The sequence below is a fragment of the Pseudomonas sp. NPDC098740 genome, assembly GCF_044760065.1.
Taxonomy (GTDB): Bacteria; Pseudomonadota; Gammaproteobacteria; order Pseudomonadales; family Pseudomonadaceae; genus Aquipseudomonas; species Aquipseudomonas rossensis.
Window position 1 is genome coordinate 223,745 of the sequence record NZ_JBIWAM010000001.1, and the last position, 17,679, is coordinate 241,423.

15 protein-coding genes are annotated in these 17,679 nt (G+C 53.1%); 12 read left to right on the plus strand and 3 right to left on the minus strand.

Going from position 1 to position 17,679, the window contains the following annotated elements; all coding sequences use genetic code 11:
- The first annotated feature begins 35 nt into the window (after positions 1-35).
- From ACIQU2_RS01155 to ACIQU2_RS01175, 5 genes are all read left to right on the plus strand, one after another.
- Complete coding sequence (locus tag ACIQU2_RS01155) at positions 36-533, plus strand: hypothetical protein (protein ID WP_403137833.1); 498 nt, start codon at positions 36-38, stop codon at positions 531-533.
- A gap of 461 nt (positions 534-994) precedes the next feature.
- Complete coding sequence (locus tag ACIQU2_RS01160) at positions 995-1,552, plus strand: polysaccharide biosynthesis/export family protein (RefSeq protein ID WP_403137836.1); 558 nt, start codon at positions 995-997, stop codon at positions 1,550-1,552.
- A gap of 86 nt (positions 1,553-1,638) precedes the next feature.
- On the plus strand, positions 1,639-2,694 hold the full coding sequence (locus ACIQU2_RS01165; protein WP_403137837.1) for a hypothetical protein: 1,056 nt from the start codon (positions 1,639-1,641) through the stop codon (positions 2,692-2,694).
- 20 nt (positions 2,695-2,714) lie between these two features.
- The gene (locus ACIQU2_RS01170) at positions 2,715-4,277 is read left to right on the plus strand and encodes a lipopolysaccharide biosynthesis protein (protein WP_347806452.1); all 1,563 of its coding nucleotides are present in this window, start codon (positions 2,715-2,717) and stop codon (positions 4,275-4,277) included.
- A gap of 68 nt (positions 4,278-4,345) precedes the next feature.
- A complete protein-coding gene (locus ACIQU2_RS01175) occupies positions 4,346-5,077 on the plus strand; it encodes a CpsD/CapB family tyrosine-protein kinase (RefSeq protein ID WP_347806453.1) in 732 nt (243 codons plus the stop codon).
- Between the two features lie 44 nt (positions 5,078-5,121).
- Here the strand turns inward: ACIQU2_RS01175 and galE are convergent, their stop codons facing one another.
- The gene (gene galE, locus ACIQU2_RS01180) at positions 5,122-6,099 is read right to left on the minus strand and encodes a UDP-glucose 4-epimerase GalE (RefSeq protein ID WP_403137838.1); all 978 of its coding nucleotides are present in this window, start codon (positions 6,097-6,099) and stop codon (positions 5,122-5,124) included.
- 231 nt (positions 6,100-6,330) lie between these two features.
- Here galE and ACIQU2_RS01185 point away from each other — a divergent pair, with 231 nt between their 5' ends.
- Positions 6,331-7,959, plus strand: coding sequence for a phosphoethanolamine transferase (locus ACIQU2_RS01185; protein WP_347804479.1), 1,629 nt, complete (start codon positions 6,331-6,333; stop codon positions 7,957-7,959).
- A 65-nt stretch (positions 7,960-8,024) separates the two neighbouring features.
- On the opposite strand, the gene ACIQU2_RS01190 is transcribed toward ACIQU2_RS01185, so the two are convergent.
- Entirely contained in the window at positions 8,025-10,643 is a 2,619-nt protein-coding gene (locus tag ACIQU2_RS01190) for a glycosyl hydrolase family 5 (protein ID WP_403137841.1), read from the minus strand.
- Positions 10,644-10,648: 5 nt separating this feature from the next.
- Entirely contained in the window at positions 10,649-12,172 is a 1,524-nt protein-coding gene (locus tag ACIQU2_RS01195; protein ID WP_403137844.1) for an O-antigen ligase family protein, read from the minus strand.
- A gap of 95 nt (positions 12,173-12,267) precedes the next feature.
- Between ACIQU2_RS01195 and ACIQU2_RS01200 the strand changes: the two genes are divergently transcribed.
- From ACIQU2_RS01200 to ACIQU2_RS01225, 6 genes are all read left to right on the plus strand, one after another.
- Positions 12,268-13,647, plus strand: coding sequence for an oligosaccharide flippase family protein (locus tag ACIQU2_RS01200; RefSeq protein ID WP_347804476.1), 1,380 nt, complete (start codon positions 12,268-12,270; stop codon positions 13,645-13,647).
- Positions 13,648-13,782: 135 nt separating this feature from the next.
- Positions 13,783-13,977 carry a hypothetical protein gene (locus ACIQU2_RS01205; RefSeq protein ID WP_347804475.1) on the plus strand — a complete coding sequence of 65 codons (195 nt, stop codon included), beginning with the start codon at positions 13,783-13,785 and terminating at the stop codon, positions 13,975-13,977.
- The gene (locus ACIQU2_RS01210) at positions 13,974-15,443 is read left to right on the plus strand and encodes a GMC family oxidoreductase (RefSeq protein ID WP_347804474.1); all 1,470 of its coding nucleotides are present in this window, start codon (positions 13,974-13,976) and stop codon (positions 15,441-15,443) included. The genes ACIQU2_RS01205 and ACIQU2_RS01210 overlap by 4 nt, the downstream gene beginning before the upstream one ends.
- A gap of 133 nt (positions 15,444-15,576) precedes the next feature.
- Entirely contained in the window at positions 15,577-16,194 is a 618-nt protein-coding gene (locus ACIQU2_RS01215) for an acyltransferase (protein ID WP_347804473.1), read from the plus strand.
- The gene (locus ACIQU2_RS01220) at positions 16,187-17,143 is read left to right on the plus strand and encodes a glycosyltransferase family 2 protein (protein ID WP_347804472.1); all 957 of its coding nucleotides are present in this window, start codon (positions 16,187-16,189) and stop codon (positions 17,141-17,143) included. The genes ACIQU2_RS01215 and ACIQU2_RS01220 overlap by 8 nt, the downstream gene beginning before the upstream one ends.
- Before the next feature lie 8 nt (positions 17,144-17,151).
- Positions 17,152-17,676, plus strand: a complete 525-nt coding sequence (locus ACIQU2_RS01225; protein ID WP_129436669.1) for a serine O-acetyltransferase — start codon at positions 17,152-17,154, stop codon at positions 17,674-17,676.
- The last annotated feature ends 3 nt before the right edge of the window (positions 17,677-17,679 follow it).

Genomic DNA, 17,679 nt, shown 5'->3' on the forward strand with positions numbered 1-17,679 from the left:
CAAATGAATAACCCCCTACGCAAGGAGGCGGTGTTATGCGCTCAACACTTGTCATTAAATTCGTGTTGTTTTCTGTGATCCTGAGTGGTGCAGCCGTTGCTAGTGCTGAGGCGACCAGTTTGTCCTATGAAATTAGTCGCATTAGCAACACTAGTGAAGAGTCAAGGCCTCAACTTGGCACGGCTCTTGAAGAGTATGCGAGTGGCGCGTCGCTTACTTTTGGAAAGGGCCTGGGCTTGCCTTCGTTGATCACCGATATTTACTTCGATAATGCCCTTTCTGCCAAATTTAACAGTGTCATTCATCACGCCGACTCAGGCGTGGGTGTATCCGTCAATTCTTCTTCGGGTGACGGATTAATGGCGGCGGTTGACAATAAGCAGTTCAAGATTGATTCGACTGTCCAGGATAAAAGTCTGGTGTGGGTATCTGATATCAACCAACCCAATGCAGTACCGCTTTCTGCGGCAGCATGGTTGTTTTCTTCCGCATTGTTTGGTTTTATTGTGGTTGCCAACCGACGGAAGATATAGGTGTTGGTTGTTAACGTTTTCGGCAATAAGGTCTGTTAGACGGCCACTCTGATGGCTGGCTAGACACACGACTTTATGTATTGTTTTTGCGGATAATACCGGTCTTGCAATGATGCTTGGTTTGTAATTGTGGATATCAGTTAGTTGCGCTGGCAAACGTAGCCATAGTCAGGTTGATAGTGTCGCAGTTGAGCCAGCTCAAGCGGGTATGGTGTAGTTAATATTGGCGCGAAATACATCGGGGGCAGCTTGCTTGCTCCAAGCTATTGTTAAATAACACTATTCTGCTGTTTTGCACTAGCGTTCCGGTTTTGGGTGTGTTGCATTGGCGGAATTGACCGCCCAGAAGCTCAAGGTGATTGCTGTTTAGTAATTTCTTTGGCGTGAAATAGGCTAGAGTGATTTGACTAGGTTTTTTTGTTCTAAACTCCTTGCATGGCTACTTAGACGGAGGGATCCCGATGTTCCGTTCATTGATACCTGTGCTCTGCGCGCTGGCTGTTTGGTCCAGCATTTCCAGTGCCGTCGAATACGACCCGACTTACCGGCTGAGTCCGGGAGATAACCTTTCTGTTTCCGTGTGGGGCGAAGACAAGCTCAAACAGGATGTACGCGTACTCCCCGATGGCAGCATTACCTTCCCGCTGGCAGGGCAAGTCAATGTTGCGGGGCTTGATGCCACCGCTGTCGCAAAGCAAATCGCTGCCAAGCTTGAGGCTTTCATACCTGACCCGCAGGTGAGCGTTGTCGTCACCGGCACCGAAGGTAATCTCGTCTATGTTCAGGGCAAAGTGCTGAAACCCGGCACCGTGCATATGTCGGGTCAAACGTCAGTGCTTCAGGTAATAAGCATGGCGGGCGGGCTCGACAAATTCGCCGATAAGGACGACATTAAGGTCGTGCGACTCAATGGGGCCAGACAAGAGATCCTGCGCGTCAACTACAGCAAGTTGATGTCGGGGGATGACATGTCCACCAATTTTCTACTTAAAGCCGGCGATACGCTGGTCGTGCCTTAGCCTTGCGCGAGGCACTAGGGATTATCTTGCTTAGATTTCGAACGACCGGGGTTGCGACGGCGATCCTGGCTTTGTCGTGGTCGGACATGACCTATGCTGCAACCTGGCAATCAGCAATAGCAGTGCCTTCGACGGTCGAGTACGACAGCAATCCCCTGCTGCTCACGAGTGATGAGAAGGGGGTGACCCGTACCATCATCGCCCCCGATTACAGCCTCGTGGGTACTTCCGGACGGGATGAGTTCCAGTTCGGTCTCGGGTTAAATATCGTGCGTTCGTCGGATACGTCCATCGTTTCGGACCGTGAAGATCCCAGATTAAGGTTGGGGTGGCAGCGCGAGACCGAAACGGGTGCTTTTGGACTCACGGCGAGATATGAAGAAAACTCTACGCTTTCCACAGTGGTTCAGGAAACCGGCGTAGTTGCCTCTGATGGCACGCAAAAGATGTATTTGGTGGGCGGCAACTGGAGCACTGCTCTCAGCGAGCGAAGTACCCTGGTTAACGAGACTGACTACACTCATGTCACTTACGATGTTGATTCACTGACCGACTATGACGAGCTGGCGACCCGCTTCAGCTGGAACTATGCATGGAGTGAGCAGGTCGAGCTGTTCACCCGTCTTGGCGTGAGGCGCTATGAGCCGGCGGAGGGGTCTGCGGTGGCTTCCTCAAACAGCTACACCCCCACGGTCGGCTTGAATGTCCAATTCTCCGAGCGGCTTAAGGGGACGGCCTACGCGGGTCTCAACCAAGTCTCCGGCACAGGTAGCGGCCCCAAAGGCCAGGGCGGTTTAATGTTGCAATATGCCGGTGAGCGTATTGATACCAGCATCGACGCGAGTCGTAGCACTCTCGCCAGCGGGGACGGTGGTTTCGTCGAGGTTGATGCCCTGAGGGGTACATGGAGCTATGCCGTCGATGAGACCCGGCGCACCGGTTTCGATGTCTCCTGGCAAGACGCCAAAGGCCGGACGCCGAATACCCTGCAAAATTACAGTGCCTGGTTTAGCCAAGAACTCTCGCCTTTTTGGATTGCACGCCTATCCTACACATACAAACAACGCCAGCAAGATGGCTTGCCGGATGCCACTGCAAACGTCGTCGGGCTGACGTTGACTTATAGTTATCCCGGTCTCTGACATTCAGCTGTGTGAGAAATATGGCCTCTGAATACGAAATGTCGTTCAACGACTACCTAGCTATCATCAAGCACCACGCCCTGCTGTTGATCGTGAGTTTCGTGGTCATACTCGGCGTGTGCATAGCGGTAGCGATCTCTCTCCCGCCGACCTATGAGTCATCCGGCACGATTCTGGTGGAGTCTCAACAGATTTCGCCAGACCTGGTGGCGGCCAACAACAATACCTTTGCCGATGAGCGCATCGAAGTCATTCGCCAGCGCGTGATGACCCGTGAGCATCTGGAAGGGATTATCGACAAATACAATCTTTTTGCTTCGCAAAGTCGACAACTGAGCGTTACCGAGAAGATCGAAGAAATGCGCAATGCGATTGCGGTCTCCCTGGTCAGTGCTGTCGTCAAGGGGCGCGGAGAGGTGACGATTGCTTTCCGTCTTTCCTTTGAGCACAGGCAGCCAGAGATTGCGAACAAAGTTGCCAAGGAGCTGGTGACGCTGTTTCTGGATGAAAACATCAAGCAGCGCACCCAACGCGCCAGTGAAACGACAGAGTTCCTGACGCAGGAGGCGGACAAGCTCAGGGTGGAGCTGGAAGCCCTGGAGAACCGGTTGGCGGACTTCAAGCAGGCACACAGCAACGCGCTGCCCGAGCATCAAGAGCTGCGCATGAATATGTTGACGCGCGCCGAAACCGAGCTTAAAGAGGTCGACCGTGACTACAAAACTGCCCGTGAGGAGTTGCGCTTCAATGAGTTGGAGCTTTCCGCCGCGAATGCCGGGCTAGCGACCAAGCCTGGAGCACCCGGTGCGGCAGTTGATAAACCACAGGATCTGGCTAGCCTCAAAGCGGAGTACACCAGGTTGCAGTCGCTGTATACGCAAGCCCACCCCGACGTGCGTGCCGTCAAACGCAAAATTGCTGCACTTAAGGCTGGCAAAGGTGCTGATGGTGCAGCGGCTTCGGTCAATCTGGACGTTGCCAAGGCCCAGACGCGGATCTCCGCAGCAGAAGCACGTATCAAGTCGCTGGCCGATCAAAAGCAGCAAATACTCGGAAAAATAGCCGAATACGAGGCGCAAATTCTTGAGACGCCGCAAGTCGAGCGCGGCTTGGTCACGGTGATGCGTGACCATGATAACGCTCGTAAAAAATATGAGGAGATTCGCACGAAGGAAATGGGTGCGAAAATTTCCGAAAGCCTGGAGCAGGAAAACAAAGCCGAGCGTTTTGTTCTTCTGGAGTCACCGCTGATGCCCGAAAAGCCGGTACGGCCGAACCGTAAAAAAGTGGTTGCCATGGGTTTCTTGCTTGCCCCGGTGGGTGCTGGCGCGCTGGTGATGCTCCTCGAGATGATGAGTCAGCGTGTGCGCGGTGCCCAGGCCTTGGCCAGCGTGCTGGGTAGACGCGTATTGGTTTCCATTCCCTACATTCATACCAAGGCTGAACTGGCACGCCGCAGGAAGTGGCGAGCGCAATTGATCGTCTGTGGAGTCGTGATAATCGCGATTTTTCTGGTGCTCCTGCACTTCCTCTACATGCCTCTGGATCTTCTGATGTTTAAAGCTCTGGGCCGGTTTGCATAAGGAATATAGCCATGGAAATAATCAATCCCGATACCGAAAAAGCCGAGCAACAGACCTCGTCAAAAGCCATGACACCGATCACGCAGTCCACAGGTCTGAATGCACTCAGTTATGTGCAAACCAAGGTTGTACCTTTGCGACCAGATCACCTTGAGCGCAACCGCATTGTGGCTTACAACAAAAATTCGAATATGGGTGGGGCATTCGATCTACTGCGTACACAAGTTCTAAAAATCATGGAAGAAAATGGCTGGCGCACGCTCGCCATCACTTCGCCGACTCCGGGGGCAGGCAAGACGGTGTTGGCTATAAACCTGGCAATGAGTATCGCGCATCACACGACCAAGACGGCGTTACTGGTGGACTTCGACTTGCGTCGTCCGAAGGTGGGTGAGTATCTGGGTCTGCCGATGGATAAATCGCTTAATGAATTGTTGGCAGATGAAGCTGAACTGCAAGAAGTACTGGTCAATCCGACCTTGCCGCGCTTTGTGGTCCTGCCGACGCGTGAGCCGATTCCTCTTTCCACCGAGGTGTTGTCATCGCCTGCAGTGAGCCATTTGATTGCTGATCTGCGCGAGCGCTACAACTCACGCATCGTGATTTTCGACTTGCCGCCGTTGTTGAGTTCGGATGATGTGATTAACGTCCTGCCCAGGTTCGACTGCGTCTTGCTCGTTGTCGCTAATGGATTGAACAGCAAGAAAGAGATCGAGGAAAGCCTGCATCATCTTGGGACCGCCAATCTGATTGGCACGGTGTTGAACAAAGCCGAGCCCGAAAACCGCTCTTACTATTAGAGCATCACCAGCAGGAGGTCGGCGCTATTGGCTAGCGCCGACGCTCAGTGCCAAGGGTACTTCTGCTCCCAGCTCCAGGCGTGCGCCACTATCTGTTCAAGTGAGCCAAATTGCGCTTGCCAGCCAAGTAATGTGTTGGCCCTGCGGGGATCGGCCACAAGGCGTGGTGGATCGCCCGCGCGACGTGGCGCTTCGCTGACAGAGATATCCTGGCCGGTCACGTAGCGCGCGGTATCTATCACTTGCTGTACTGAGAAACCTTGACCGTTACCGAGGTTGAACGCGGTGCTTGCACCCCCTGCCAGCAGATAATCCACGGCAAGTGCGTGAGCTGCAACGAGGTCGACAACGTGGACGTAGTCGCGAATGCAAGTGCCGTCAGGCGTGTCGTAATCACGGCCATAGACGGTGATGGTTGCGCGCCGTCCGGAGGCTGCTTGCAGGATCAGGGGCAGCAGGTGGGTTTCCGGTTCATGGCGTTCACCTAACTGTCCTTCGGGGTCTGCTCCGGCGGCGTTGAAGTAGCGCAGGCAGACCGATTTCAGCCCGTATGCGCGGTCGAAATCTTCAAGCATCTGCTCCACCATCCACTTGCTGCGTCCATAAGGGTTGATCGCGGCCTTGGGATGCTCCTCGTCGATCGGTACATACATCGGGTCACCGTAGACGGCGGCGGTCGAGGAAAAAATGAAGTTTTTAACCCCGGCGCGAACCATCGCCTGGAGCAGCGTCAGGGTGGCAGCGAAGTTGTTCTGATAGTACTTGGCAGGTTCAGCGACGGATTCGCCCACCTGTATAAAGGAGGCGAAGTGGAACACGGCATCGAAGTGGTGTCCCGCAAACAGGGCATCCAGCGCCTGTTCGTCGGCTATGTCCAGTTCTACCAATGTCCCGCCCCTCAACGCGCTGCGATACCCCGTTGAGAAATTGTCTGCCACCACAAGATCGTGACCTGCACTCAGTAGCTGCTTCACCATGTGCGAGCCGATATAACCCGCGCCACCCACCACCAAAAATTTCATCCTGATCTCCGACTATTGCTGTGCAAGCAGAGGCTGCAACGTCAGTGCGATCCGACCTGACCATTACATTAAAGGACAAGTTCGACTTTTCGCTACAAGCTTGCTGGCAATAGCCGAGACTCGCTACGTTTGGAGCGCCAAAGGAGAGAATTTTCGAGCAAGACACAGTGAGCGCGCCAATCGGAGCTACCCTTTGAGGAGGTTTGGGCATTCTGCGGGAATAATTATCAAATGAAAAACTCTGCCGGATTCAGCATAAAAGCAGAATGGCCAAATTTAGTATTGTGGTCATTTCTGCTATCACCGTTGTTTGTCAGGACGCTAACAAACTATCAATACTCTAAAATTGATTTGTTGGTCTTTTACACCCTTGGTATGTCGGTGTTATGGCTGTTGGCAATTAGATTTATTTCATCCAATCAATTCAAGGTTCACCTTGTTCTGCTACCGTTCTATTTAGTAGCAGCCATTGATCTGTTTTTGGTTTTGAATTTCAATTCGAGATTAACAGCTGCCTATATATTTATTGGCTTGACAAATCATCAGGAGGTCGGCGAATTTCTACCGACCTATTGGCAGCCCATCAGTATTGTTTTGGTGATTTTCATATTTTGCTATGGGCTTGGGTTAATAGGCCTGCATAAGCGCGAATTATATAAAAACAAAGGTGTTTTTGTTTTGGTTGTTAGCGCCTTGCTAGTGGGGTATGGGGCGTATTTCTATAAAACCGTCAAGCTTAATTCTTTCGGGAAATCTGCAGTCATGGATCTCCTTGCAAAAGATCAAAGTACGCCAGTAGGCTATTTATCGCAAATTGCCCTTACTGCAAACTTGTATTCGGGGACGGAGGAACTTATCAAGCGTCGCCGGGAGTCTGACGTAATAATAACCAGCATCTCGAATCAATCAAATATAGAAACCATTGTTTTTGTGATCGGTGAGTCATCACGGCCGCACAACTGGTCCCTCTACGGTTACAACAAGGAAACAACCCCGAATCTCGGTAAGCAGGCGGGGGTTTTCAAATTCAATCAGATCTGCACGACAGCCCCCTATACCTCGTTCGCGGTCCCTTCAATGCTGAGCCTTGAGCCTATATCGGATTGGGGCGCCATTGCGTCAACCAAATCACTGGTGAGTATTTATCGCGCAGCCGGGTACATGACCTATTGGTTGTCCGTACAGGAGGTTGATAGTTTTGGCGGAATAATTCCACAAATAGCTGCAGAGGCACAATATCGTCAATATTTTGAGAGAAGTTATGATGGTGCATTGATTGCAGAATATGAAAAAATACTAAATAAAGGCGATACAGAAAAGAAAGCCATATTCATTCATGTCAAGGGTAGTCATTTCGAGTATTCACGCCGATACCCAGAGCAATTCGATAAGTTCAAGCCGTCAACAGACAGCTTCAAAGACAAAATTACCGCCGAATATGATAATAGTATTTTATATACAGACTGGCTATTAAGCATGCTTATTGATCAATTGAAGGCAAGCAAGAAACCATCCGTCTTGTTTTATTCATCGGATCATGGTGAAAACATGATGGATGATAGTAGAGGACTACTGGGGCATGGGATTGGCAATAAATACGATCTCCCGGTTTCGGCATTTATCTGGGCATCCGATAATATTTCAAGCGAGCAATCGCTCAAGCTTTTAAAATTGAAGGAAAGAGAAAGTCAGAAAATCAGCATATCCTCCTTGCCGCATACTCTTTTAAATATCACCGGGGTTTTCACGAACAAGTATAAAAGTGCGGATGATTTATTAAGTGATGATTTTGTATCGTCGAAATGTCCACATCTGCTCGGCTCAGGCTATGTTCCGTCGTTTGATTTTGACGCCCTTTGAATAGCCCTCGCGGAACAACACCGCCAAGGTGTTATTCCATCTAGTTGAGGTCGGCTGCGCATCGCCTAAGGTTGTGCTTGCGTGACGTCTTTTTTCAAGAACAACCAGTTCGACGCCTGCAAGCCGTCGAACTTGATTGTATAGCGGCCATCAAGGTAGGTCGCGGGCAGCTTCTTCATCTGCCTTTGAATGCCGTGGGTGAACAGTGTCAAGCCTTGCGGCGCCTGGATGGTTAGCGTGCCCTCGAGGGGCTCAACATAAAAAGGTATTTTGTCGCCGTCCTGGGGGATGGCACGGGTGCCTAACGAAATCAGTAAGTCCTGCGATCGGCCCAAAGGCGTGTCGTCCAGACTTTGCACCACCACACTGGCGTTGGCGGTCTTCACTTGAACCTTAATGTTGCCAAGGCTGATCGATTCGCCGCCGATCCAGCCGGTAGCGGCCTGCGTGCGCGGCGTATTGATGGTGTAAACACCTTGTTTCCAATTGCGCTTTAGCTCTCCCGTGTCGGTCGTGGACTCGCTGGCATTGGCATCCAGCAGCGACTGGTCAGGGTCATGAAATTGCTGTGCATTGCCTGGGATAGCGCTCTGTTGCAACCAAGGCAATTCCGGCGTCTGTGGCATCGCGATTTCCAGCTTGCCTTTCTCCATGGCTGTGCGCAGGAAAGCAGAGCTGGCCGGTGTGATCATTCGGTTGAACAGGGTGGCTGGCGTCGGCGCGAAGACGTAGGTCGTTGTTGCTTCGTGAACGTCTGCGCGGCGATAAAGCAAGGCGGCGGCGGGCAGGGTGGCCAGCATTGCAGGGTCGTTATAGGCGTGCCAGTTGTTGGCACTCATCCCTTGGCCCCCGAATGGCTCCTGGCTGTAGGCATATTGCATCAGTGCATCCCAGCCTTGGTGACTGGCGGTGCCGGCGATATAGAGTGGCAGCGAGTGACGGTCTGGAATCGGGAAGGGCTCATTGTTCCATTCGGTGACGGTCAAGGGTTTGCCGATGACCTGGCCGGCGGCAATCCAATTCACTATGCCGTCGCTGTAGAGCGGGTTTTTCTCTATCTGCCCCGAGCCCCCGTAGCTATGGACGTCGATTACGTCGCCGGCAGTAAGGGCCGGCAGGGAGTTCAGACCATTACGGCCCCAGCTACTGGTCGTGGCGATGGGGACTTTCACGCCTATTCCACGCAGGTGTTGAATCATGTCGATGTTGAAACGCCGCTCCAGATCGTTAAGGAACAGCTTGGAGGGGCCTGGCTCCCAGGAGCGCCAGGTCTGGTTTGCAGACAGATTGTGCTGTTTGGCAAAGGCCTCGGCCTCCGCCATATAGATGCGGTTGTGCTTGGGCAGATTCTTGTCTGGCAGCAGGGCGTTGCCGAAGTGGTTGGTGACGTCGTTTTCGTTGGTAATCAGTACGGCGGCGATCGCCGGGTCGTCTTTGTAGGCGAGGCCGGTATAGCTGTTTACATGGGTCAGGTAGGCTTCGGTAAAGCGCTTCATGGCTTTTTGAATGGTGAGATTCACATAGGAATAGCCCTTGAGATAGGTAAAATTCTGCGCTTCTTTTGGCAATTCATCGAAGCCATAAATGTTGTCGTTTTCAGTAAAGACTCGCTGGACGTGCATGTCGAGCCACACATAAATGCCTTCGTCTTTCAGGCACTTGATCCACCAGTCGATTTTTTTCTGCGATTCCGGGCTCAGTTGCTGGGTGCTGCGCGTAACCCTGCCGTCGCCAAAGATGTTCGGCAAGACCCATGGCGAGTCATGGTGGTGCAGCCGTACAAGATTGAAGCCCAGTGCCGACAGGCGTTTGGCCTGCTGCTTGATTGCATCGTCTGGCGTGAGGAACAGCGTGTAGGCCGAAAGGTTGGTGCCCCAGAAACGCGCCGTAGTGTTGTCGGCAAATAGCAATTGCTCGCCGGAGGCTTTGATGAAGCCGCGCTTGCCTGCAGGTTTTTCCTGAGCGTTGAGAAAGGACAAGTCGACCGGCGAGGTTTTCAAGTCGAGCTTGTCAGTCGGCCAGCTCTTTGGGTCCGACAGCCCGAAGCGCTCGGTAGTGGTCGGGCCGACCGCTACATCGCCCGAAACGCTCAAGGTGGCTGTGAAATCCTGACGACCAGTTTTGATTGTGTCCTTGTAGAAAAAAGCGCGGATCTCGGATTTGCTGCCCGGTTCAAAGTACACACCCGCCAGTGCGGGCTCGAAGCGCATTTCGATGCGTCGACCTTGTGCATTGCCCCAGGACCAGCCGCGGTTGTCGGGTAGCAAAGTGGGCTCGCCCATTTCTCCAGCGAAAAGAGCGGGGTCGAATTCGAAGACGATGCCTCCACCTGAAACGCCAGACTTCCCGCTGTGTGCATCCAGGGCAAAGTTCCAGATCAGCTTTTGCTCGTTTTGCTTCTGAATCTGCGCAGTCAAGTCGAAATCCAGCGCTTTGTTTTTACCAGCAAGGGAGTATCGATAAGGGGTGTTTACCTTGAATTCAGTGTGCAAATACGTCCATTCCCAGTTGCGCCCGAAGAACGAGAATGTCGTAGCAACTACCGGACTGCCACCACGCATCAGCGTTGGCAGGCCGTTGCGCTCATCCACACTGACGACCCAGTCCGACGCCCAGGTACGAAACGGCCAAATAGCAAACAACAGCAGGAGCAGTATCTGGGGGCGGCGCAACAACTGGATCATGGGTTCTACCTGAGTTGGAGATGGGCACTCGCCGTGACAGCCGTCGAGGTGAGCTTGAACCTGCGTGCCATCTGAGCGTAGGCCACGCCCAGTCCAGCCACCGACCAATACACCACGGGGATTACCGTAATACTGCTAACGGTAACGATGGTGATCAGGATCCCGGCCAGTGTCGCCAGAAGTGCACGTCCGAGTCGGCGTGCCTCATCGTCTTCGTTGGGGAACGAACGCATCCCTTTACGGATGCCCTGCAGGACACTGACGAAAAAAACCACGAAAAGCGTCAAACCAATCAAACCGAACGACAGCGCTATGCCGATATAGGTGTTCACGATATCGATGATCCCCTGGCCCTGAATCATGGACTGCATTTCCGGTGTGCTGCGGAAATTGAAAGAACCCAGCCAAGGGTTGCGCTGGATAACGATCACGGCGTTATCAATCAAGCGCTGCCGGTAGGTGATATTTTCGACGTCCACCGTGCCGATAAACGGTAGCAGATCAAGCACTTTTTGCCCGCCCGGCACGATGGCCAGCAAGGGCAGGGCGAGCGCCCCGGCGGCCGCCAGCAGCAACAGGCGTTTGATCGCTTTACGGCCGGTGCCGATGAACACGACGATCATGACGGCTGCACCGATCCAGGGGCCACGCGACAGCGGTGCGTACAAACCACCGGCGAGCAACAGTGCGCCGAGGCTGCGCTGCAATTTGCTGCGTACCTCCTCCTGCAAGTACAGATAAAAGCCGATGGCCACGCTGATGACGAAGCCCAGCGCAATGGCCTGGCCGGTAGTGGCGCTGGCGCGTAATGAGCCACCACGGCTCAAGTAGCCGGGATCCCATTGCATGCCCATGGCGTAGACAACCGCGCTGTACAGCTGCCAGTGCTTGGCATATTCGAAGAGACCTATAAGCGACAGCACCATGGCGGCGAGTACAAAACCGAACAGAGCGTCCTTGAAGTCGCTGAGGTTCTTCAGCGCCCGGCTGGCAACGTAGTAAGGCAAAAAAACTTCGATGAACAGGTAGAGCATTTGGCGCAAGGTGTCGGTGACCGTGGTTTCGCGCAGGAAAAGCAGGCTCGTCAGCAGGAGGTAGGCGGTTAACAGTTTGTCAGGCCAGGTGCGCCCGAAAGGGACCGTGTCGGCGCGCTTGCGCAGAATGAAAAAAGCCGGAAGCAACACACACAGTGCCAGCACACGAATATGGTTAAGGGCAAAAAAATAGTTGATCAGGCCGAAGCCCGGAATCTCGGCCGTGGCCGGCGGGATGAGAAACACCAGAAGGAAAAATAGCGCCACGGGATTGCGTTCGCGATTTCGTGCGAAGGTCAAAACGATCGCGGCAATGCCCGCGTACACCCAGAAGCTGTGCGACACAAATGCCAGAAGCGTCAATACGAACCACAGATTGCGCCGACGAGTGAAATTACGGTCGGGAATCAGGTCTGCTGCTGGTCGACGTGCCATGGCAAATACGATGCCAGTAAGGACCAGAATGACGATTAACGCTCGGAAATGCTCAGGCATGGATGATTGGACTTATTGATTGATGAGCGACGGCTAGTGGAATGGTCAAACGCGACTATAGTTCCTTTTGAGCCATTGAGTCCGGGGATGATGCTATGTCGTTAGTTGATTTGTCGCCGACGTTGGGCCTTCGTAAGCGAGCGATCTCTGCCGGGGCATGGAATCTGGGGGCGCTGGTTACGTCTCAAGCCTTTCGCTTGGGCGGCAACCTGATAATGGCCCGTCTGCTGATGCCGGAGATGTTCGGCATCATGATGATCGCCATCACCGTTTCGCTGATTCTTCACATGCTTTCCGATGTCGGCTTGCGCCAGAACATCATCCAGAGCCCGCGTGGCGACGATCCGGTGTTTCTCAATACCATCTGGACCGTGCAGATCGTGCGCGGCTTTATCCTTTTTGCTTTGACACTTCTCCTCGCGGCGCTGGCCTGGTATGCACAGATCCTCAATCTGTGGTCGACCAATTCCACCTACGCCGCACCCGAGTTGCCGCTGGTATTGGCCGTGACCGGTTTCTCGGCAATCATCGTTGGTTTTCAGTCGACCAAAATCGACCTGGCAGTGCGCGCTTTCCAACAAAAGAAAGTGGTGCTCACCGAGTTTGCGTCTCAGGTCGTCGGGCTGGTGGTCATGCTGGCCATCGGTTACTTCACCAGGTCCATCTGGTCGCTGGTGATTGCAGGTCTGGTCCAATCGATGGTCAGCACGCTGCTGGGGCATTTCTGGTTTGAGGGCCCTTCTAACCGTCTACGGTGGGAGCGTACTGCGCTCGATGAATTAGTCGGCTTCGGCCGTTGGATATTGTTGTCGTCGGCAGTGGGCGTATTGGCCATGTACGGTGATCGTATCTGGTTCGGCGGCAGCATGACGACCAGCGAACTGGGCGTTTACTCCATTGCCGTGCTGATTTTGGGAGCTGTTCAGCTTGCGCTGCAAAAGATAGCCGGTGCCGTTGCCTTGCCGGCCTTCAGTGAGGCTTCAAGAACTAATGACACCGTACGGCTCCACGCTTTGTACCACCGCTTGAAATTGATGATCGATCTTGCCTGCCTGTTTCTCTGTGGACTGTTCCTGACCGGCAGTCCACTGCTCATCAGCATTTTGTACGATGAGCGTTACGCTCAGGCCGGCAACATGATGGCCATTCTTTCGCTCTCTTTTTTCACCATGCGCTACATGCTGGCGAATCAGGTCTGGATTGCCTTGGGACTCACCAAGTACCAGGCCATGGATAACATTATTCGCGTGGTCTCGTTGTGGGTGCTGCTGCCCCTGCTGCTGGCAATTGGCGGGGTCGAATATGCGATTTGGGGCGCTGCCCTGTACACGTTTCCTACGCTTATCCTGGTTTTTTATGTCAATTGTCGTCTGGGGCTGTTGAGTCTCAAGCGTGAACTGGTAGTGCTGCCAATGCTGGTGGTGGGGGCTTTGTGTGGGGAATTATTGACTGATCTTGCTAAATGGCTGATTTGATCTATTTCTCTTGATGTTTCCAAAGCTGTGGCACCGCGCCGTCATTGAGGTGTTGATGGCGGTTGCCAAAAAAATGTGACCTTGATGTGCAGTTGAAATTTCCAACGTAATCTCGGTGTCGTGGAGCTTTGAATCATGAGAGAAACTGATTTGAATACCTCTGTGATGGGGCGCAGAGGCTTCCTCCAGGCTTCTGTTCTGTTGAGTATTGGCGGTCTCACATTCGGCTTTTCCAAAGCCGTTGCCCGGCCCTCTGCTGCTAAATCCGAGTTTGTTGTCATCAACGGATGGGTGCTGCCTGCCCAGCATTTTCGGCAAACACACGCATGATCAAAGACTACCAATCGCAGAAAGAACTCCGCGACCACTATGACGTCTGCATCATCGGCGGGGGGCCGGCCGGCATTACGCTGGCCTTGCGTTTAGCCGGTAATGGTCGGCGTGTGTTGCTTGTCGAGGGTGGCGGGCACGAGTATTCGTCAGCCTCGCAGAACCTCTACAAGGTCTCATCATCAGGCCTCGAGATGTACGCTCATGAAACACGCCTGCGTTATCTTGGCGGGACCTCCAATCACTGGGCCGGGCGATGCCGTCCATTCGAAAAGTCGGACTTTACCGTAGGCCCTCCGGTGCCCGTGCCGGGCTGGCCCATCACGTTTTCCGAGATCGAGCGCAATCTGTCGGCGGCCATGGATATTGTCGATCTTCCACCGCACTCCGGATTCAAGGCTATCAATGCGACTTTGGACGGCACCGACTTTGACGCTGATCGTTTCCTGCTGAGCCCGCCGACGCGATTTGCACAAAAATATGCCAAGGAACTTAATGAGACCGAGGGGCTGGATGTCTTCATCCATTGCAATTGCGTCGATCTTGAGTTCGACAGCAAGACCGGCCGTATAGCAACGATAGTCGTCTCGGACTACCAGTTGCGTCGAGAGCGAGTCACGGCAAAACAATTCATTCTGGCGACAGGCGCGATCGAGAATGCCAGGCAGCTGCTCAGCAGCGAGTCTCTGGCAGCTGGCGGTATCGTAAGCAAGGATGGTTTCGTCGGTAGATGTTTTATGGAGCACCTGAACGTCGAAATGGGAAACTTCATCCTGAAAGACGAGCAGGGTGCAGATGCTCGGCAGGAGTTCTTCACGACCGATGCATTCGTGATGGAGCACAAGTCAGGTAAAGGGAATGTGACGGCCACGCTTGTAGCTGAAGTGAAATCTTATGGGCGAATGTCTGCCATCAAGAGCTTTTTCGAGAACCTCATTTGCGAAGTGGGTGCGGAGCGCAAGGTTGAATTTATTGCCAAGTTCGATTGCCCTGGTGATGGGGTGCTCGGCACGCTGATCGAGCAGTTTCCCAACCCCGATAGCCGCATCTCATTGCTCGACGAGCGAGATGCGTTAGGGATGAGGAAGGTCAAGATTCATTGGGAGCTAACGCCTGCAGACAGGGAAACCGTCAAGTCCATAGGGCTCGAAGTGGCAAAGTGTTTTGCCGACACAGGGCTGGGCTTCGTCAAGTTGGAAGAATATGTGTATGACGTCGATTTGCCACTGATGCTCAATCCCCATGCTCATCATATGGGGACCACGCGGATGGCGACTTCGCCTGAGTTTGGCGTGGTCGACGAGAACTGCAAAGTGTTTGGTGTCGAGAATCTTTACGTTGCCGGTAGCAGTGTTTTCGCTACAGGCGGTGCCTGTAACCCCACGATGCCCCTTTTGCAACTTGCTCTAAGGCTGGCGGATCATCTTAACCATCAGATGGGGCCCGGGGTGGGCAGATATTCCTGAGGGGGAGCATGTGTGGATTATTTGAGTGTTTGATTTTAGGGAAGCGTCTACTCTTAGGGTAGTGGTAATGAAGAATCAGGGTGTATCTAACCCTGGCACAGATGTCTATCGCTGAATTATTGAGGCTGACAGGATGATTGGTCTACTAAAGCGTACTATTGCTCATATTGCCAAAACAACGGGGCGTGGAACTTCGCTCTATAAAAGATTCTGTAAACCGGACGGGTACGAATGGGCTAAACACCTGGCTCGATGGGGATCTCTGCACTCCGTCGGTAAAAACGTATGGATCAATCTTGGGTGCAACATACCTGACCCTACGTTAGTACGACTCGGAAATAATATAGCTTTATCTGATTGCACACTGTTCGGTCACGATGGAATAGTCGGCTTGCTCGATGTACGCTTTGGTACAAAACTTGACTCTGTCGGCCCTATCGATATACGTGATAATTGTTTTATCGGTTATGGCGCTATCATCATGCCCCGTGTGACTATTGGTCCGGATTCAATTGTTGCAGCCGGTGCAGTAGTGGTGAAAGATGTTCCGCCTGGGGTAGTGGTTGCGGGTAATCCAGCCAAGGTTATTTGTACGCTGGAAGATCTGTTGGCGAAAGTCGAAGAACGTTGCGCCGCTTACCCGTGGATTGACCTCATCAGGCAACGCAGCGGTGAATTCGATCCGGAACTTGAGCCGAAGCTTAAAAAAATGAGAGTGCAATATTTTTTTGGCGAGCAACCCAATGGTTAGTGCGCCCCTTGACGTGTTGGTAGTTAATTACAATACAGCGGCGCTGTTGCAACCGATGTTTAATGCGTTACGCCAGTCAAATAGTGTGGGTCGCACGCGCTATTTGGTGGTGGACAACGCCTCTGCCGATAATTCGCTGGAGTGCCTGGCAACTATTTGTCCAGAGGCATTGCAACTGGCCAATGAAAATAATGTTGGCTTTGGGCGTGCCAATAATCAATTGGTTGAACACCTGCAGGGCAAGTATGCGTTGCTGCTCAATACCGATGCCTTCGTTGCTGCGGACACCCTGAGCAAGACCCTCGAGTACATGGAGGCTCATCCTGATTGCGGTGTCCTTGGCGTTCGGTTGGTTGGACGAGAGGGAGAATTACAGCCCTCCTGTCGCTATTTTCCGACGCCGTTGAATGTCTTTCTTTCGCATACAGGGCTTGAACGCTTTTTCCCTGTGGTGAAGAGGGTCGACGACATGGCCTGGGATCATGCTTCGGTGCGTGAGTGCGACTGGGTACCCGGGTGCTATTACCTGATCCGCCGTGAAGTCATCGACCAGGTTGGCTTGTTCGATCCGCGCTACTTCCTTTACTTCGAGGAGATAGATCACTGCAAACGCGTTAAACAGGCAGGCTGGAAGGTCGTTTACTACCCGCATACCACGGTGGTGCATATCGGCGGTGAAAGTGCCAAGTCTGTTGACACACTCAATGTGGCTAGTCGCCAGCTACCCACGTTACAAATCGAAAGTGAGCTTTTGTACTTCCGCAAGCACCACGGTCTGCCTGGTTTGGCCTCACATATGCTACTGGTGAGTCTGGGTGATTTGATTGTGGCGCTCAAGGCGCTATTGAAAGGCCGCGGTCGGGCCGCTTTAGGGCCATGTTGGCAGCATACTCGTGTGACCTGGGCGTTGCTGCGTGATACCAAATTCGCTAGCCAACCAACACGGTAGAGCCATTTATGTTCGAAAACATACGTGCTGACTTGCGTGCATACGCCGGAGATTGGGGGGCTCAGGGGTTTTGGGTGATGGTGGTTTATCGCTTTGGGCGCTGGCGTTACGGTGTGCGACCGGCACTGTTACGCAAGTTGTTCTCCTTTATATACAAAGTGCTCTTCAAACTGGTGCAGATCGTCACGGGTATCGAGTTGCCGTGTGAGGTTGTGGTCGGGCGCAACTTCGTCATCGATCATTTCGGCGGAATCGTGATCAGTGGCTTTGCGCAGTTCGGCGATGATTGCCGTATCCGCAATGGCGTCGTCGTGGGCCTCAAGAATGTGAGTGAGCCGATTGCTCCGGTGATGGGTAACAATGTTGATATCGGTGCAGGGGCCAAGGTGCTGGGCAATATCCGCATTGGTAACAATGTCGTGATTGGTGCCAATGCCGTGGTGCTGACCGATGTACCGGACGACTCGGTGGCAGTGGGCGTGCCTGCGACTATCAAGAAAAGGAAGTACGCAGAATCGAGGGAATTTTCATGAGCC